Raw genomic sequence first — 17,912 nt, forward strand, 5'->3', positions numbered from 1 at the left:
GCGGTTTCCGGTTGGGAGGAACCCGTGGACCCGTTGGCCATCCCCGCGCCCGAAGTGCTGCGCGCCCGGCAGAAGCTCGTCCTCGACCACTTCCGCGACGAGGTGCGCCAGGACTGGGACGACGTGCTGGCGACGTTCCCCCATCCGCACTACGAGATCGTGCCGACGATGACCGTGCACGACGGCGATTCCGCGGTGCGCGGCTACTACGACGAGACTCGTCGCGCTTTTCCCGATCAAGACCACGAAATCATCGCGCTGCGGCACAGCGCGGACGCGGTGATCGTCGAGTTCTGGCTCCTCGGCACCCATCGCGGACCGCTCGGCAGGATTCCGCCGACCGGACAGCGGTTCCGGATCCGGATGACCGCGTATTTCCTCTTCGACACCAACGAACAGCTGGTGTGCGAACGCGTTTACTTCGACACGCTCACCATGCTCCGCCAGCTGCTGCGCGCGTACGACGTCCGGAAACCCGCCTCGTGGCCGAAGCTGGTGCGCGCGGCGCGCGGGCTGCTGGCGATGTCCGGCGACCCGGATCCGCGGCTTTCCGACACCACTCCGCCCGCTTTTTGTCGGTGACCCCGCGTACAGTCGGGCGCACACCACGGGAAGGGGGAACCGGTGTCCGACGACGCGGCCATGGGGCTTTACGGACTCACCAAACGGTTCGGGACGACGCTGGCGGCAGACGACATCCGGCTGGAAGTGCCGCGGGGGTCGTTTTTCGGCCTCGTCGGGCCCAACGGAGCCGGGAAAACGACGTCGCTGTCGATGGCGGTCGGGCTGCTCCGGCCGGATGCCGGCGAGGCGCGCGTGTTCGGCGTGGACGTCTGGCGGGAACCGGAACGGGCGAAAAGCCTGATCGGTGTTCTTCCGGACGGATTGTCCATTCCGGAGCGGCTCACCGGGCGGGAACTGCTGACGTACATGGGCCTGCTGCGCGGGCTCCCGCCGGACACGGTCGCCGAACGCGCCCAGGAACTGCTCGGCGTGCTGGAGCTGACGGACGCCGAGCGCACCCTCGTCATCGACTATTCCGCGGGCATGCGCAAAAAGATCGGCCTCGCGACGGCGTTGCTGCACGGGCCTCGGCTGCTCGTGCTGGACGAGCCGTTCGAGGCGGTGGACCCGGTCTCCGCGTCCACGATCCGCACGATCCTGCAGCGGTTCGTGGCCTCCGGCGGCGCGGTCGTGCTGTCGAGCCACGTGATGGCGTTGGTGGAACAGCTTTGCAGCCACGTCGCGGTGATCACGCGCGGCCGCGTCGTCGCCGCGGGCGCGGTGGCCGACGTGCGGGGCGAAGGCACGCTGGAAGACGCGTTCGTGCACATTGTCGGCGGGCGGACCGGTGGAGCGGAGGGGCTGGCGTGGTTGGCGTCCTCGTCCGACTGAAGCTGCGGGTCCTGCGCAATTCGCTGCGAGGGCGGCAGATCGCCGGAATGGTCGTCGGCGGGATCTTCGGTCTCCTGGCGGCCGCGTTCACCATCGGCATCGCGGTGTTCCCGGCTCCGGAAGCGCGGATCACCGTCGACCTGCTCACCTCGGTCTACGCGGTGTGGATGGCGGGCTGGGTGCTCGCGCCGATCGCGACCGGAGGCGGCGACGACACCCTGCGGCCGGAGCACTTCGCGCTGCTGCCGATCGGCCGCCGCAAGCTGGCGGTCGGGCTGCTCGCGGCGAGCTTCGTGGGCGTCACCGCGCTGGTGAGCCTGCTGGCGTTCCTCGGTTTGGCGTTCTACGGGCTGCGGTTCGGCGCTGGCGCCGCGCTCGTCGGTCTCGTGTTCGCGGTGCTGCAACTGGCGTTCGTGGTGCTGCTGTACCGCGTGGTGATGGCCGCGCTCGGCGCGTTGCTGACGTCGCGCAAGGGCAAGGAGCTGGGCATCATCCTGGTGGCGCTCACCGGGTTGTCCGGCGTCGCGGTGAACTACGTCATGAACAGCATCGGCCCGGCCATCGTCAGCGGCCGGATGCCCGGTTTCGTCAGCGTCATGCACGCCCTTCCGTCTGGCTGGGGCACGCTCGCGGTCCACGCCGCCGGGACCGGCGAATGGAGCACGGTCGGCGGCCTTTTCGCCGCGCTGCTCGGTGTCGTAGCGGTTCTCGTCGTGCTCTGGGGCGCGCTGCTGGCCCGGCAGGTCACCACGCCTTCCTTCCGCGGTGCCGCCCGCACCCGCGCGAAGAGCACCCGCACGCGGCGCAGCCTGCTGCCTTCGACACCGGTGGGCGCCGTGGCCCGCAAGGAGCTTTTCACCTGGTGGCGCGACGCCCGCCGACGCGTCGCCCTGCTGTCGACGCTGCTCATCGGCTTCGTCGTCACCGTCGTACCAGCCCTGTCCGGCGGCGGTGGCCGGTCGGCCATGCTGCCGTATTTCGGGGTCGCGGTGGTGGTTTTCGCGTCCATGCAGTCCGGCAACCTGTACGGAATGGACGGCAGCGCCCTGTGGCACACGCTGGTCGTCCCCGGCGCCGAACGCGCCGACATCCGCGGCCGTCAGCTGGCGTGGGCCCTGATCGTCGCCCCGGTTGCCGTGGTGCTGGCTCTGGTTCTGCCGGGTGTCACCGGCGTGCCGGGCGCGTACCCCTGGGTCCTGGGCCTAGTCCCCGCGATGCTGGGCGCCGGTGCCGGGGTGCTGATGCTGCAGTCCGTCTTCCTGGCCTTCCCGCTGCCGGATCAACGCCGCAGCGGCAGCCCATGGTCGTCCGGCGGTCGACCGGGGTGCGCCCGAGCCGCCCTGATGCTGGCGACGACGCTGCTGATCGTGCTCGGCGCGCTGCCGGTGATCGCACTGTGCGTGGCTGGGACGTTGGCGGATCTGCCAGTGCTGCAATGGCTCGGCATCCCGGCCGGGATCGCGACGGGCATCGCATTGGCGTGGTGGTGGGGCTCGCTCGCCCAGCAACGGCTGGCGACGCGTGGGCCGGAGTTGCTGGCGACGGTCTCCAAAGAGAGGTGACGGAGTTTTCTTGCGGAGGTGTCGAACGGCGGCGCGGGCGTTCCTAGCCGAGGGCCGTCCCGTTCACTGACGGTCGTCGCGCCCTACCGGTCAATCGCTCCTTTCTGCGGACCGTCTCCGCGCCCTCTCTGCGACCGCACCCACGTCGCTCTTCACCGACGACACCACGCTTCACCGACCGCACCCGCGCTTCGTCGGCCGACCGCACCCCCGTTCCACTCCGCCGACGTCCACTCCGCCGACGACAGCCGCTCCCCACTCCGCGGCCGCTCCCGGGTGCCACCGGTCCGCCCGCGCCCGACGCCACCAACTACACCCACCCTCGACCAACCTCACCCTCTATCCGCTCCGCCAACCACACTGGCGGCCCGCCCCACCGGCCATTCCCGCGCTCCACCTCCGCGCACGACCACCGCTACACCCGTCCTCCCCTCGCCCAACCGCACTCGCGCCCCTCTCGAGCAACCGCACTCGCGTCCCCCTACACCGGCCACACCCGTGCGGACGGCCCAGCTAACCCGGCCCGACTCATGCCAAGGCCGCCAAACCGTCCGGACCGACCGGGCGTTCCCCAAGCCGACGGCCGCCCGCCGATGACACCCCGCCACGCCAGCCGCCCCGCCACGCCAGTCGGCCCATCCAGCCGTCACCCGCCAAACAAAACAAACCTCGCCAAGCACTCCCTCCCATCGCGCGCCTTCTGCCCACCGGCCCGTTGCTCTCCCCTCGCCAACCGCATCCCTCAGGGCAGCGCCGCCAACGATTCCTCCAGCGCGGTGTCCGGAAGTTCGTTGTCCACCATGTCCCCGGCCAGATACGCGCCATACGCGGGCAGGTCGAGATGCGCGTGTCCGCAAAGCGCCGTCAGGATCACCTTCTCTTCGCCGGTCTCCTTGCAGCGCAACGCTTCCCGGAGGCACGCGGCCAACGCGTGCGTCGGCTCGGGCGCGGGGATGATGCCTTCCGTGCGGGCGAACTGCACTCCCGCGGCGAAACATTCCTGCTGGCCGATCGCGAGCGCCTCGATCAGGCCCAGTTCGTAGATGTGCGAGATCAGCGGCGACATCCCGTGGTAGCGCAGGCCGCCGGCGTGGATCGGGTCCGGGATGAAGCCGTGGCCCAGCGTGTGCATTTTCAGCAGGGGCGTGAGACCGGCGGTGTCGCCGAAGTCGTAGGCGTAGCGGCCGCGGGTGAGGGTCGGGCAGGCCGCCGGTTCGACCGCGCGGATCACCGGGTTCATCCGGCCGGCCAGTTTTTCCCGCAGGAACGGGAAGGCGAGCCCGCCGAAGTTCGAGCCGCCGCCGGTGCAGCCGACGAGCACGTCCGGGGTGTCGCCGGCCAATTCGAACTGCCGGAGCGCTTCCTCCCCGATCACGGTCTGGTGCAGCAGCACATGGTTGAGCACGCTGCCCAGCGCATATCGCGCTCCCGGATCCGCCGCGGCCTGTTCGACCGCCTCGCTGATCGCGATCCCGAGACTGCCCGTGGACTGCGGGTTCTCCGCCAGAATCGCCCGGCCCGCGGCAGTGCGGTCCGATGGACTCGGGTACACCTGCGCGCCGAAAGTCTCCATCATCAGCTTCCGGTACGGCTTCTGGTCGTACGACGCCCGCACCTGCCAGACCTCGCAGGACAGCCCGAACGTCGCGCACGCGAAGGCCAGCGCGCTCCCCCACTGCCCGGCGCCGGTCTCGGTGGTGAGCCGCGTGACGCCCTCTGCCGCGTTGTAGAACGCCTGCGGCACAGCGGTGTTTGGTTTGTGCGAGCCGACCGGACTGACGCCCTCGTACTTGTAGTAGATCCGGGCCGGGGTCCCGAGCGCCTTCTCCAGCCGGCGGGCGCGGTAGAGCGGAGACGGACGCCAAAGCCGGTAGACGTCCCGGACTTCCTCGGGAATGTCGATGTAGCGCTCGGCAGTGACCTCCTGCTCGATGAGCGCCTGCGGAAACAGCGGAGCCAGGTCCGCGGGCCCGACAGGCTCGCGGGTGCCCGGGTGCAGCGGCGGAGGCGGTGGCTCCGGAAGGTCCGGCACCACGTTGTACCACTGCGCCGGGAGATCGGCTTCGTCCAGGATGTATTTCGTCCGTTCTGCCATGACGCCTCCTCGGTCGGCGGACCCCAACGTAAGCCGGGCAGCAGGAGAAGCCAAGCGCCGGAGTGCGCGAGGGGACCCCTCGTGCCGATAAAGCGGCAGGTCCACCCATGTGGGCGACCTGTCCACAATGGAGGGTGTGGCAGATTCTCCGGAAGCGGTTTTCGGCAGGCGCCGGTTTTTGTCGGTGGGCGGCGGTAGGTTCGTTGGCATGGCGACATTGGTGACGTTCCACGCCCACCCGGACGACGAGGCGATCATGACCGGCGGCGTGATGCGCAAGGCAGCCGACGAGGGGCACCGGGTGGTGCTCGTGGTGGCCACGCGCGGAGAAAAGGGAGAGATCCCCGAGGGCCTGCTCGACGAGGGCGAGCAGCTCGCGGACCGCCGCGTGCGGGAGACGCACGAGGCGGCCGAGGTGCTGGGCGTCTCGCGCGTGGAGTTCTTGGGATACGAGGACTCCGGAATGATGGGCGACCCGTCGAACGACGCCCCGGACACGTTCTGGAGCGCCCCGGTCGAGGAAGCCGCGGAGCGGCTGGCGAAGATCCTCCGCGAGGAGTCGGCCGACGTGCTCACCGTGTACGACGACTTCGGCGTCTACGGCCACCCGGACCACATCCAGGTCCACCGCGTCGGCATGCGCGCGGCCGAACTCGCGGGCACGCCGCGCGTCTACCAGGGCTCGGCGAACCGCGACCAGATCCGCCGAGCCGCCGAAGCCGCACGAGCAGCGGGCGAGGAAGGCGGCCCGGACGAGGAGACGCCGATCGGCAAACCGGAAGCCGAACTGACCGCCAAAGTAGACGTCATGGCCTACGCCAAGGCGAAGCGGGCGGCGATGCGCGCACACCGGAGCCAGATCAGCGAGGAGTCGTTCTTCCTGGCGCTGCCGGAGGACAAATTCGGCGAGGCGTTCGGGACGGAATGGTTCATCCGGGACGGAGAGGGACCGGGGGTGACGGAGACGGATCTGATGAAAGGCCTCTGACCGGACGGGGTGCGCCGCCGGGCGCGGAGTTGGGGCGTGGGAGTGCGGTTGAGGGGGCATGGGGCGCGGGTGGCCAGCTGGGCCTGCGCTCTCCCTGGTCGACCTGCGCCAGGCCTCCGCAACTGGCCAACGTCCGCCAACCCTAGCACTGCCGCTACCCGGCGACGCAGTCAGCACGGGCCGCAGCATGCCGTCGGGCGGGTGCACCACCGGCTAGTGCGGGAGTGGCGGGGATCGCGGCTTGGCCGGTCTGTGCGCTACTCAGCACGGCAGCAGCAACGGCCTGACGACGCGACCAGCCACGGACGGCAGAACCAGCTCGGCCGTGCTGCCAGCCGCACGCGGCACCAGCACGGATCGAACGGCCGCCAAGCCAGGCCAAGCTTGGCGCGGGAGGATGAGATGCGGCAGGGGCCGCTGATCAGACCATGCCGCCGATCACGCACGGCGGAGCCTGTTGGGCCGTGCCGCCAACCACGCGCAGCACCAGCGTGGACCGAACTGCAGCCATGGCAAGCCAGATGCGACAGGGCCAGATGCGGCGGCGTCACCGACCGGATCATGCAGCCGACCACCCACGGCGCAGCGGGCTCGGCCATGGCGCTAACCACGCACAGCACCAGCACCGACCGAACCGGAGCCAGGCCACGGCGCGGCAGAGTCCGAACGATGCCACGATCACGCACAGCGCTGCCAACTGAGCCACGCCACCAACTGCGCACGGCACCAGTACTGACCGAACTGGCACCAGGCCAGGCAACGGCAGGGCAGCGGCCGGACCACGCCACCGGTCGCCCACGGCGCGGCCAACCGAGCCACGCCACCAACCACGCACGGCACCAACACGGACCGAACAGCAGCCAACCCAGGCACGGCCAGGCCGAGGCGAGGCAGAGGCAGAGGCAGGACCATGGCACCGGTCAAGTGTGGGTGGCGTCTGCCGGACCGCGCCGTCAGCCGCACAAGGGCGACGCGTGGCCGAAGGGTGCCGGTCGCGTGCGGCATTGGTGGGCTGGGCCATGCGGTTGGCCGCGCAAAAGCAGCCCGGACTGGACCGAGGAATCCGCTCAACCGGGGCAGCGCGTCCCGCAGCGGGCTGAGCTAAATCGGGACCAGCCGCCCTGCGGATCAGCGGGGGCTGTCCTGCGCAATAGCCGGCGGGCGCATCGGGGATGGCTGGACCCCGGGGGCGGGCGGGTACCCCGGGTCACCGAAGTTCAGTCCCGCGTGCGACCGGTCACGCACGGCGCAGCCAATCGAGCCATGCCGCCAGCCATACACGGCACCATGCGAGGGTCACGCGGGTTCCTCTGAGACCCGAGCCGAGGCCAGGCGGACCGCGTCCAGGATTTTTTCATAGCCCGTACATCGGCAGAGGTTTCCGGCCAATGCCTCGCGGATCTCTGGGTCCGAAGGGGCAGCCACGCGGTGCACGAGTTCATGCGCGGCGACGATCAATCCCGGCGTGCAGAAACCACACTGCACGGCGCCGGCATCGACGAATGCCTGTTGTACTGCGTTCAGTTCATCTCCGTCGGCGAGGCCCTCGACCGTGCGGACGTTTCTGCCTTCGGCCTGCCCTGCGGCGACCAGGCACGAACACACGGGCGTACCGTCCAGATACACCGTGCACGAACCGCATTCGCCCTGTTCGCAGGCGTTCTTCGAGCCGGGCAAGCCGAGTTGGTCGCGCAGCACGAAGAGCAGGCTCTGGCCCTCCCATACGTCGTCGATGGTGCGCGGTTCGTCATTGACCGTGAGGTTCAGGCGCATTTCGGCTGCCCGCCTTTCCGATAGTCTTCCCAGGCCCAGCTCAACGTCCGGCGGGCCAGTACGGCGATCGCGTGGACGCGGTAGTCGGCGCTGCCCCGGACGTCGTCGATCGGGGAGGCGGCGCTCGCGGCCAGTTCGCCGAAGCGGCGCACGACTGGGTCCGGCAGCGGGGAGCGGGACGTCCACGCATCGGCGAGGGCCTCGCGGAGGAAGTCCTCGGCAGCCGTGGCTCGGCGTGGCGTCGGGGCGGCCGAGCCGATCGCCGCTCCTACCCAGCCGGTTTCTGGGGCCAGGTCCAGCGCGAACGAGCACACGGCGATGACCATCGCGTTGCGGGTGCCGACTTTCGCGAACTGCTGCGGGCCGGTCGCCACTGGAAGGTGAATGGCGGCGATCAGCTCGTCAGGGGCCAGGGCGTTGCGTTTGACGCCTTGGTAGAACTCCGTCGCCGGGATCATCCGGGTGCCGCGCACCGACGCGACTTCGATGGTCGCGTCGCAGGCCAGGAGCATCGGGTGGGTGTCGCCGGCGGGGGAAGCCGCGCCGAGGTTTCCGCCTACGGTGCCTCGGTTGCGGATCTGCGGGGAGCCGACGGTGCGGCTCGCCATCGCCAGCCCGGGGAGACGGGAGCCGAGTTCGGTGATGATCCGGGCATACGAGACCCCCGCGCCCAGGCGGATCCGGCCGTCTTTCTCGGTCCATTCGGTCAGCTCGCCGATACGGGTGAGGTCGAGCAGCGCGGGCGGGCGGCGGTGGTCGAAGTTGAGTTCGACCAGGACGTCGGTGCCACCGGCCAAGGGGACGGCGTCCGGGCGATCGGACTTGACGGCCAGGGCTTCGGCCCAGGTCAGCGGGGACAGGAAATCCATGGGGCACCTCCGGGAGGCAGCTGGCGGTCAGGAGCGGGCGGGGCCGTTCGTGCTCGCCTGGTCGGGAACCGGACCCGTGCACGAAGCAGCGCTCACGAAGCGGCACTCACATCCCCCCGCGGACCCCCGGCCAGGGCGATGTCGTCCGGACGGATCGGAGCGTTCGGCAGCGGCAGGCCGGTCGCGGCACGGAGGGCGTTCAGGATCGCGGGGGTCGAGGACAGCGTCGGTGGCTCGCCGACGCCGTTCAAGCCGTACGGCGAGTCCGGGTGCGGGAATTCGAACAGGCTGATCGGCATCGGCGGGACGTCCAGCACGGTCGGGATCAAGTAGTCCGTGAAGGACGGGTTCCGCACCCGCCCCTCCCGGTCAACCAGGATCTCCTCCATCAGAGCCAACCCCAGGCCCTGCACGCTGCCGCCTTCGATCTGGCCCTCCACGGCCAGCGGGTTCATCGCCTTGCCGACGTCCTGCGCGGTCGCCAGCTCGACCACCCTCACCAAACCCAGGTCGACATCCACGTCCACCACCGCCCGGTGCGCGGCGAAGGCGAACGCGATGTGCGCGTTGCCCTGGCCGGTTTCCGGGTCGATGCCTTGGGTGGGCCGGTGGTGGTACTCGAAGGTGTGCGAAATCGGGTCCGAACCCACCAGATCGGCGATGGCACACACCGGGCGTCCGGCGGAGTCCAGGACTTGGTCGTCGCCCAAGGAAAGCGCGGAGAGTCCACTTGCGACGGACGCGCGGCGCAGCAGTTCGCGGGCGATCTGGCGGCACGCGCCTTGCACCGCACCGGTCGACATCCACGTCATTCGGGAAGCGGATGCGGAACCGGCGTCGCCGATTTGGGTATCGGCGGGGAGGACGACTACCCGGGAGACACCCAATTCCGTGCTCGCCACCTGTGCTTGCACCGTCGTGACGCCTTGTCCGCATTCCGCGGCTGCGGTGTGCACGGAGACCACCGGGTCGCCATTGACGACCGCGAGGGCGACTCGGGCGGTCGAGATGTCGTCGACGCCTCCGGAATAGCCGATCGCTTTCACTCCGACCGCGTAGCCGACTCCGCGACGCACCCCCTCGCCGTGCGTCGTGTTGCCGGCTCCGCCGGGCAGGGAAAGCAGATCAACCTTCGCCGGCGGCGGCAGCGGGCGGTCGCGGAGGGCTTGCAGCAGTTCGGCGACCGGGGCCGGACCGTCGACGGCCTGGCCGGTGGGCAATACAGTGCCCGTGGTCATGGCGTTGCGCAGGCGCAATTCCATCGGGTCCATTCCCAGTTCGCGCGCCAGTTTGTCCATATTGGACTCACAACCGTAGGCCGACTGGACCGCACCGAAACCGCGCATCGCACCGCACGGCGGATTGTTCGTATAGACCGCCAAGCCATCGATTTCGGCATTCGGGACGTCGTAGGCACCGGTGACGAAGTAGCAGGCGTTGGCGATGACGACCGGCGAGGTTGACGTGTACGCGCCGCCGTCCAAAACGAGGCGGGCTTTGACGTAGACCAGGCGGCCGTCCTTCGTGGCTCCGTGTTCGTACCGCATTTTCGCCGGGTGCCGGTGCACGTGACCGAAGAACGATTCATAGCGGTTGTACGACATCTTCACCGGGCGGCCGAGCCGCAGTGCCAGCATGCAGGCGTGCACGTGGACCGAGAGGTCTTCTCGGCCGCCGAAGGCACCGCCTACCCCAGCCAGGGTGAGGCGCACTTTTTCCGGCGGCAAGCCGAGGCACGGAGCCAATTGTTCGAGGTCTTTGTGCAGCCATTGCGAGGAAACGTAAAGCTCGACACCGCCGTCCTCGGACGGAATCGCCAGACCGGATTCCGGACCCAGGAATGCCTGGTCCTGCATGCCGACTTCGTACTCTCCGATGACCACGACGTCCGCTTCAGCGCGAGCCCGCTCCATGTCGCCGTGCCGGATTTTCACGTGCCGCACCAGGTTTCCGTCCGGATGGATGGGCCGGACGCCGTCGTCAAGAACCGTCATCGGGTCCATGACCGGGGCCAGCGGCTCGTAATCGACGATGATCAATTTCGCGGCCTGCCGCGCGGTTTCCGGGTCGTCGGCGGCGACCAGCGCCACCGGTTCGCCGTGGTAACGGACCTCGTCGACCGCGAGGACCGGCTGGTCGGCGGTTTTCATTCCGTACGTTTTCGCGCCGGGCACATCCTCGTGGGTGAGCACGGCGTGCACGCCTGGCTGGGCGAGGGCTTTGCTCGGGTCGATCGACCGGATCCGCGCGGCCGCGTACGGACTGCGCAGCGTCGTCGCCCACACCATGCCCTCGAGCCACAAATCCGACGAATAGGCGAACCGGCCGGTCACCTTGGCGGCGCCGTCCGGCCGGAGTGCGCTTTCGCCCACCCCGGCGGCTTTCCCGGTTTCCGCGGCGCGTACCAGCGAGTCCACAGTGACCACCAGCTTCCTGCATTGCCGACTGCACGCGATTCAACACGTGTAGATCGGGACTGTCAACGGCTCTTCGGGTATCGTCGGGCGCATGCAGCGGGTCACCCGGGACGATGTCGCACGACTGGCGGGCACCTCGCCTGCCGTGGTCAGTTACGTGCTCAACAACGGCCCGCGTCCGGTCGCGCCCGGCACGCGAGAGCGCGTCGAGCGGGCGATCGCCGAACTCGGGTACCGGCCGAATCTCGTCGCTCGGGCGTTGCGGTCCACGCGCAGCAACGTCCTCGGACTGGTCGTGCCGGACAGCAGCGAGGGCTACTTCACCCAGCTCACCCACGCGGTCGAGCGGGCCGCGTTCGCTCGCGGATCCCTGGTGCTGCTGGGAAATTCGGCGTTCTCCCGGGAACAGGAGCTGCGGTACGCCGAATCGCTGGCGAATATGCGCGTGGACGGTTTGCTGCTGGTCCGCGCCGAGATCGCCGGCGCGGCGGCCACGCACTCCACATTGGACGTTCCGGTCGTCTACCTGCACCACCGCGCGCCGTCCGGCAGCACCGCGCCGTCCGTGGTGCTGGACAACAAAGCGGGCGGACGGCTCACCGCCGAACACCTGCTCGGCCACGGCTACCGCGAGATCGGCTGCCTCACCGGGACCGCGCGGTCCGGGCCGGTGGCCGACCGGGCCCGGGGCTGGGCCGACGCGATGCGGGCGGCGGACCGGAGCGCGGCCAACGTCGTCCGCACCGGCCTGGACCGGCACGCCGCGCGAGCGGACATCCGGCGATGGCTGCGGTCGCCGGAGCGGCCGCGCGCGATCATGGCCACCGCGGACGGGCTGGCGCTCGACACGCTCACGGTCGCGGCGGAACTCGGCCTGAGCGTGCCGAAAGACCTCGCGGTGATCGGCTTCGGCGGTACCGATGCCGCCGCGCACAGCTGGCCCGCGCTGTCCACCGTCGGGCATTCCTTCGACGACTTCGCCGACGCCGCGGTGTCCACTCTGGACAAGCTCAAAGCAGGCGAGCACCCGGAAGACCGCGTCCTCGACGTCCGGCTGACCGCGCGCGCCAGCTGCGGATGCGAGTGAACCCGCAGCCGGCACGGCACCGGATCAGGAGCTAGCGGCCTCCGCCCACGCCGACGGCGTGTAGCCGAGGTAATGCGACGCGTGCGTGTTCGCCGCGGACGCCTGCGGAATGTCCCCGCGCAAATACGCCTCCGCTTCGGCCTTGTCCTTCGGCGGCGGCGTCGGCGCGAGGCCGAGCAGCTTGGCCATGTTGTTGCCGAGGTAGCCCTCCAGGTCGTCCTCGGACAGGTTCAGGCCCTGCGGCGGCTGGTGGCACAGCACTTCCAGCTCGCGTGCCCACATGCCCGGCTCGTTCGGCGGCGAATCGGTGCCGAACACCAGGTCGCTCTTCTTCATCTCCTTGGCGAATTCGACGATCCGCGACTGCAGCAGCCAGCCCGATTCGCCGATCACGTTCGGCGAGTCCTGGATCATCCAGAACGCCTCGAAGCAGTAGACGCCGCCGGTCTGGATGCCGAAGTGGCCGAGAATGAACGTGACGTTCGGGAATTCGCGGATGATCGGGTAGAACTGGGTCGGGATCGAGTACGGCCCGTCCCCGGTGTGGATCAGCACGATCACGCCGAGTTCGTCGCACACCCGCATCACCGGCCGCAGCCAGTCCAGCGCCCGGTCCGGGCGGTAGGAATGCATGTTGGCGTGCAGCTTCAGCATCTTGTAGCCGTATTCCTTCACGTGGAAGGCCAGCTCCGCGGCGCCGTTTTCCGGCCCGAACCGCGGGTTGTACATGAAGTTGCCGACGAACCGGTCCGGATACCGCTGCACCAGCGAGGTCACGTACGCCTGGTATTCGCGGATTCCTTCGCGGCCGGTTTTGTTGCCCTCGCGCCAGGTCGTGTTCCCCGGCGGCGGCATGATGCAGCTGACGTCCACGCGCCGCGGTTTGCCGTTGATCCAGAATGGACCGTCCATCATCTCGAGCGTGCGCTCGCCGGTGAACGGGGTTCCGGTGTGCCGCCAGGCTTCGTCGACGAGATTCGTCGGATGGACATGGGTATCGATAATCACCGGATGTCTCCTTACGCAAGACTTGAGTAAAGGACTCCCCGGCCGCGCTTCACCGCACCTACGGGACCCGGAAGCGCGATCCGCGCTCCGGCGCAACCGAGTGCAGCACCTTCGCTGCTCGCTGTCAACACATGATCGCCAAACGCGTTGCGCGGCAAGACTTTTCCCGAAGCGGCTCTTGACACCGGTCCCGCGAGGGCTTTGCATTGAACGACCCGGCGATGCCGCCGGGCGCCGGTGACCTCCCGTTTCGGGCCAACCGTTCGGCCAGCTGCCTCCAGCCGCGCGCTGGAGACGACCGCCGGGCCGGGTCCGCCCCCGCCCGGGGAAGGGCGGCCCGATGTCGGCTGCGGAACCGGAACCCTGCGATCTCCTGCTGACCGGCGGCGCCGTGGTGACCGTCGACGACCAGCGCACTGTCCACGGCAACGGCCACGTCGCGATCGTCGGCGACCGGATCGCCGGGGTCGGCGACGGGCCGGGCACTGAGCGATGGCGCGCCGCCGAGGTCGTCGACTGCCGCGGCAAGGCGGTGCTGCCCGGCCTGGTCGACGGGCACAACCACCTCTACCAAGCACTCGCGCGCGGCCTCGGCGAAGGCATGTCGATCGTGCCGTGGCTGTGCGAATTCATGTGGCCGTATTCGATCGCGATCACCGGAGCCGAAGCGGTCGCCGGGGCGCGGCTCGGCGCAATCGAAGCGTTACGCGCCGGCATCACGACCGTCATCGACAACCATTACGCGCCAAGCGATCTGGAGACGACGCTGGCCGTCGCCGACGTCATCGAAGAGGCTGGCCTTCGCGGTGCGGTCGCCCGCGGCATGCTGGGCGAACGCACCGCGATCGCCGACCGCCGCGGCCAGCCGATCGAACTGTTCCGGTATTCGAGCGAAGACGAATTCGCGATCACCCGCGAGGCGATGGAACACCGGCCGCCGGACTCGAAGGTCGCGGTCTGGCCCGCCGCGCTCAACCTCTGTTACGTGGAGCAGAAACTCGTGCGCCGGACGGTCGAACTCGCCCGGGAATTCAGCACTCGCTGGCACACCCATTGCTGCGAAAGCAAAACCGATCCGATCAGCTACCTCGAAACCCACGGGGTCCGGCCGGTCGAATGGCTCGCGAAAGAAGGCCTTCTCGACGACCGGGCCACGCTCGCGCACGCGATTTGGCTCGACGAAGCCGAAATCGAGCAGGTCGCTGCCGCGGGAGCGGGGGTTTCGCACAACCCGGCCTCCAACGGCTATCTCGCTTCCGGCACCGCCCAGATCGCGAGCATGCGCAAGCAGAGCGTCCCGGTCGCGCTGGGCACCGACGGTCCCAGCTGCGGCCATCGCCAAGATCTTTTCGAGGCGATGAAACTCAGCGTCTTCGGCCAGCGAACGGCCACTTTGGACCCGACAGCGCTGCGGGCCGAGGACGCACTGGAAATGGCCACCCGCGAGGGGGCCCGTTACGCCGGAATCGACGCGGGATCGCTCAGCGAAGGCAAACTCGCCGATGTCGTCGTGACCGCGCTCGACCGTCCGCACGTGCGGCCGGTGCACCGGGCGGTCGCCGCCCTCGTCTACTCCGCCCGCGGGTCGGATGTAGAGCTGACCATCGTGGGCGGCGAGATCGTCTACCGCGACGGACACTGCGTCCGCGTCGACGAAGAGGCCGCCGCCGGCGAGGCGGAACGGCACGCGGCCCAGCTGCTGAAGCGCAGCGGCATGGGCGGACTGCTCACTCCCTGGGCGCGGTGATCCGCGCTCCCCCTTCCCCGCTGTGGAGGAAACCATGCGATTCCGTCCGCGCACCACCCGAGCCGAAGCCAAGACCCGCGACGCGGTCGACACCGTCCCCCGGTTCCGGCAGATGCTTCCACTCGGCATCCAGCACCTCCTGGTCGCCTACTCCGGCATGGTGACCGTCCCGCTGCTGATCGGCCTCGGCGTCGGCCTCTCCACCGCGCAGATCGCCACGCTGATCACGGCGAACGTGCTGGTCAGCGGCATCGCGACGCTGCTGCAGACGCTCGGCGTCGGCAACATCGGCGTCCGGCTGCCGATCGTGATGGGCTCGACCTTCACCGGCATCACCCCGGCGATCATCGTCGGCAAGGAGGCCGGCCTTCCCGCGGTGTTCGGCGCGACGATCGTCGCCGGGCTGCTCACCTGGCTGGTCGCGCCGTGGTTCAGCAAGCTGATCCGGTTCTTCCCGCCGATCGTCACCGGCACCATCATCGCGATCATCGGGTTCTCGCTGCTGCCTTCCACCGCGACGCTGATCGCCGGGTCCAATCCGAGCGCGGCCGACCACGGTTCGGCCGGGCGGCTGATTCTCGGGCTGGGCACCATCGTGCTGACGGTGTGCCTCGAACGGTTCGCGCCGCCCGCGGTACGCCGCTTCGCGATCCTGATCGCACTGGCGATCGGGACGCTCGTGGCGGTTCCGCTCGGCATGGCGGACTTCAGCTCGGTCGGGCAGGCGAATTGGTTCGGCGTCGTGCAGCCGTTCGAATTCGGCGCGCCGACCTTCGCGTTGTCCGCGCTGCTGCCGATGATCATCGTGCAACTGGTGAACATGGTGGAATCGACCGGCGACACGCTCGCCATCGGGCAGATCGTCGGCCGCGAGGTCGGACCGCGCGAGATTTCCCGGGCGCTGCGCGCGGACGGGATCGGCACGGCGTTCGCGGGCGTGTTCGGCTCGTTCACCGTCGTCACCTTCGGCGAGAACGTCGGCCTGGTCAGCATCACCCGCGTGATGAGCCGGTTCGTGGTCGCCACCGCGGGCGCGGTGCTGGTGCTCATGAGCCTGGTGCCGAAGCTCGGCGCGGCCGTCGCGTCGCTGCCCGGTCCGGTGCTCGGCGGCGTCGGCGTGGTCATGTTCGGCACGGTCGGCGCGGTCGGCTTGCGGATCATGAGCCAGGCGGATCTCAGCAACGGCCGCAATATCCTGATCGTCGCCATTTCGTTCGGCTTCGGGTTGCTGCCGGTGGGCGCGCCGGAGTTCTACCAGCATTTGCCCGTTGTGGTGCAGACCGTGCTGACGAGCGGCATCGCGGCCGGCGGCATCGCGGCGTTCCTGCTGAACCTCGTGCTCAACCGCCGCGAGCGGGTGCCGCGCACCGGACCGGAAGCCGCACCCGGGTATTGACCCTCGGCGGCTTCCGATGCACCATAGTCGGAACTCCTTGCAGGGAAGGAAAACTTCGCTCATTCCGTAACCCCGTAGGTGCGGCGGCAGGTTCGCGCGCGGCCGGGGGTCATCGACGCCGGCAGCCCGTCCGGCTCCGGCGACGCCCCGCGATCCGCCCCGGCCCGGCCCTCCCGGCCCCGCCGGCCCAACGAGGTGAGGGAATCATGGCCAGTCACCCGTCTCCCCTGTCCCCGGTGGACGAACGTCCCCGATTCGGCCCGCTGGTGCTGCTGGGTCTGCAGCACGTGCTCGTGATGTACGCCGGGGTCGTCGTGGTGCCGATCGTGGTCGGCGCCGGGCTGGGACTGCCCCAGTCGCAGATCGCCGACCTGGTCAGCGTCGACCTGGTGCTCGCCGGGATCGGCACCATGCTGCAGGCGTTCGGCGTCTGGAAGTTCGGCATCCGGATGCCGCTCGTGGTCGGCGCGGCGTCCAACGGAATCGTCCCGATGGTGCTGATCGGCAGCACGCAGGGGCTGTCCACAGTGTATGGCTCGCTGCTCGTGGCCGGCGTGGTCTGGGTGTTGATCGCGCCGTTGTTCAGCAAGCTGCTCAAACTGTTCCCGGAAGTGGTCACCGGAACGGTCATCACGTTGATCGGGCTGACGCTGATTCCGGTCGGGCTGAAGCTCATCGCCGGCTCCAATCCGTCCGCGCACAATTACGGTGCGCCAGCGAATCTCGCGCTCGCCGGGTTCACGCTCGCGTTGATCGCGGTGTTCTACCGGGTGTTCCGCGGTCTGCTCGGGCAGCTCGCGATGCTGATCGCGCTGACCGTCGGGGCGATCGTCGGCTGGCTGACCGGCCTGGGCAGCCTCGCCGGAGTCGCCAGCGGTCCCGTTTTCGGCTTGCTGAAACCATTCCACTACGGAGCGTTGCATTTCGACCTTCCGTCGATCCTGCTGTTCCTGGTCATCGTTTTCGTGTTGATGGTCGAGGCGTCCGGACAGGGGCTCGCCGTCGGCCAGGTAGTCGGCAAGAAGGTCGGGCCGCGCGACATCGCCAACCTGCTCCGGGTGGACGGACTGCTCACCGCGCTCAGCGGCGTGTTCAACGGGTTCGCCTACACCACGTTCGGCCAGAACATCGGGCTCGTCGCGCTGACCAAGGTGCGCAGCCGGTATCCGGTCGCGGTCGGCGGCGTGATCCTGATCGTTTTCGGGGTGGTGCAACCGGTCGGCCGGGTGATCGCGGCGATCCCGCAACCGGTGATCGGCGCGGCCGCGGTGGCCACGTTCGCCGCCCTGACCGTGTCCGGCATCCAGCTGCTGTCGCGAGTGGACTTCAACCAAACCGGCAACCTCGTGATCGTCATGCTGTCGCTCGGCGTCGGATTGATCCCGGCCGGCGCACCGGACTTCTACAAGCAATTCCCGTTCGCCGCACAGGTTTTCCTCAAGAGCGGCGTCGCCACTGGCACTGTTCTGGCGGTTCTGCTGAACCTGCTTTTCTTCGCCCGCCGGAAACGGCGGCCGGAGGAGCCGGTCAAGCAGCCGGAACCCGCCGCGAAGCTCTCCCAGTCCTGAAAGGACG

13 protein-coding genes are annotated in these 17,912 nt (G+C 69.2%); 8 read left to right on the plus strand and 5 right to left on the minus strand.

Annotated elements, in window-relative coordinates:
* The first annotated feature begins 24 nt into the window (after positions 1-24).
* Genes L942_RS39145 through L942_RS39155 form a run of 3 tightly spaced genes read left to right on the plus strand, consistent with a single transcriptional unit; the run spans position 25 to position 2,957 of the window.
* Complete coding sequence (locus tag L942_RS39145; protein ID WP_037370238.1) at positions 25-582, plus strand: ester cyclase; 558 nt, start codon at positions 25-27, stop codon at positions 580-582.
* Positions 583-624: 42 nt separating this feature from the next.
* Positions 625-1,395 (plus strand): ABC transporter ATP-binding protein, encoded by a 771-nt coding sequence (locus tag L942_RS39150; RefSeq protein WP_037370239.1) that lies wholly within the window; start codon positions 625-627, stop codon positions 1,393-1,395.
* Entirely contained in the window at positions 1,371-2,957 is a 1,587-nt protein-coding gene (locus L942_RS39155) for a hypothetical protein (RefSeq protein WP_037370241.1), read from the plus strand. Before L942_RS39150 ends, L942_RS39155 begins: the two co-directional genes overlap by 25 nt.
* 742 nt (positions 2,958-3,699) lie before the next feature.
* On the opposite strand, the gene L942_RS39160 is transcribed toward L942_RS39155, so the two are convergent.
* Positions 3,700-5,052: a TrpB-like pyridoxal phosphate-dependent enzyme gene (locus L942_RS39160; protein WP_037370243.1), complete on the minus strand. Its 1,353-nt coding sequence runs from the start codon at positions 5,050-5,052 to the stop codon at positions 3,700-3,702.
* Between the two features lie 208 nt (positions 5,053-5,260).
* Here L942_RS39160 and L942_RS39165 point away from each other — a divergent pair, with 208 nt between their 5' ends.
* Complete coding sequence (locus L942_RS39165; RefSeq protein WP_037370244.1) at positions 5,261-6,040, plus strand: PIG-L family deacetylase; 780 nt, start codon at positions 5,261-5,263, stop codon at positions 6,038-6,040.
* A gap of 1,296 nt (positions 6,041-7,336) precedes the next feature.
* On the opposite strand, the gene L942_RS39170 is transcribed toward L942_RS39165, so the two are convergent.
* The 3 genes from L942_RS39170 to pucD all read right to left on the minus strand — a co-directional run bounded on the left by L942_RS39170 (position 7,337) and on the right by pucD (position 11,108).
* Positions 7,337-7,813, minus strand: coding sequence for a (2Fe-2S)-binding protein (locus tag L942_RS39170; protein ID WP_037370246.1), 477 nt, complete (start codon positions 7,811-7,813; stop codon positions 7,337-7,339).
* The gene (locus L942_RS39175) at positions 7,804-8,682 is read right to left on the minus strand and encodes an FAD binding domain-containing protein (RefSeq protein ID WP_037370247.1); all 879 of its coding nucleotides are present in this window, start codon (positions 8,680-8,682) and stop codon (positions 7,804-7,806) included. The genes L942_RS39170 and L942_RS39175 overlap by 10 nt, the downstream gene beginning before the upstream one ends.
* Before the next feature lie 92 nt (positions 8,683-8,774).
* Positions 8,775-11,108, minus strand: a complete 2,334-nt coding sequence (gene pucD, locus L942_RS39180; RefSeq protein WP_051166544.1) for a xanthine dehydrogenase subunit D — start codon at positions 11,106-11,108, stop codon at positions 8,775-8,777.
* Positions 11,109-11,190: 82 nt separating this feature from the next.
* On the opposite strand from pucD, the gene L942_RS39185 reads away from it, so the two are divergent.
* Positions 11,191-12,186 carry a LacI family DNA-binding transcriptional regulator gene (locus tag L942_RS39185; protein ID WP_037370249.1) on the plus strand — a complete coding sequence of 332 codons (996 nt, stop codon included), beginning with the start codon at positions 11,191-11,193 and terminating at the stop codon, positions 12,184-12,186.
* A 24-nt stretch (positions 12,187-12,210) separates the two neighbouring features.
* Here the strand turns inward: L942_RS39185 and L942_RS39190 are convergent, their stop codons facing one another.
* Entirely contained in the window at positions 12,211-13,194 is a 984-nt protein-coding gene (locus L942_RS39190; RefSeq protein WP_037370252.1) for an amidohydrolase family protein, read from the minus strand.
* 340 nt (positions 13,195-13,534) lie between these two features.
* On the opposite strand from L942_RS39190, the gene L942_RS39195 reads away from it, so the two are divergent.
* The 3 genes from L942_RS39195 to L942_RS39205 all read left to right on the plus strand — a co-directional run bounded on the left by L942_RS39195 (position 13,535) and on the right by L942_RS39205 (position 17,905).
* Entirely contained in the window at positions 13,535-14,941 is a 1,407-nt protein-coding gene (locus tag L942_RS39195; RefSeq protein WP_037370254.1) for an amidohydrolase family protein, read from the plus strand.
* A gap of 34 nt (positions 14,942-14,975) precedes the next feature.
* Entirely contained in the window at positions 14,976-16,337 is a 1,362-nt protein-coding gene (locus L942_RS39200) for a nucleobase:cation symporter-2 family protein (RefSeq protein WP_200863064.1), read from the plus strand.
* Positions 16,338-16,543: 206 nt separating this feature from the next.
* Positions 16,544-17,905, plus strand: coding sequence for a nucleobase:cation symporter-2 family protein (locus L942_RS39205; protein ID WP_063695841.1), 1,362 nt, complete (start codon positions 16,544-16,546; stop codon positions 17,903-17,905).
* Positions 17,906-17,912: the final 7 nt, after the last annotated feature.

It is taken from the genome of Amycolatopsis orientalis DSM 43388 (genome assembly GCF_000411975.1).
GTDB classification, from domain to species: domain Bacteria; phylum Actinomycetota; class Actinomycetes; order Mycobacteriales; family Pseudonocardiaceae; genus Amycolatopsis; species Amycolatopsis orientalis_D.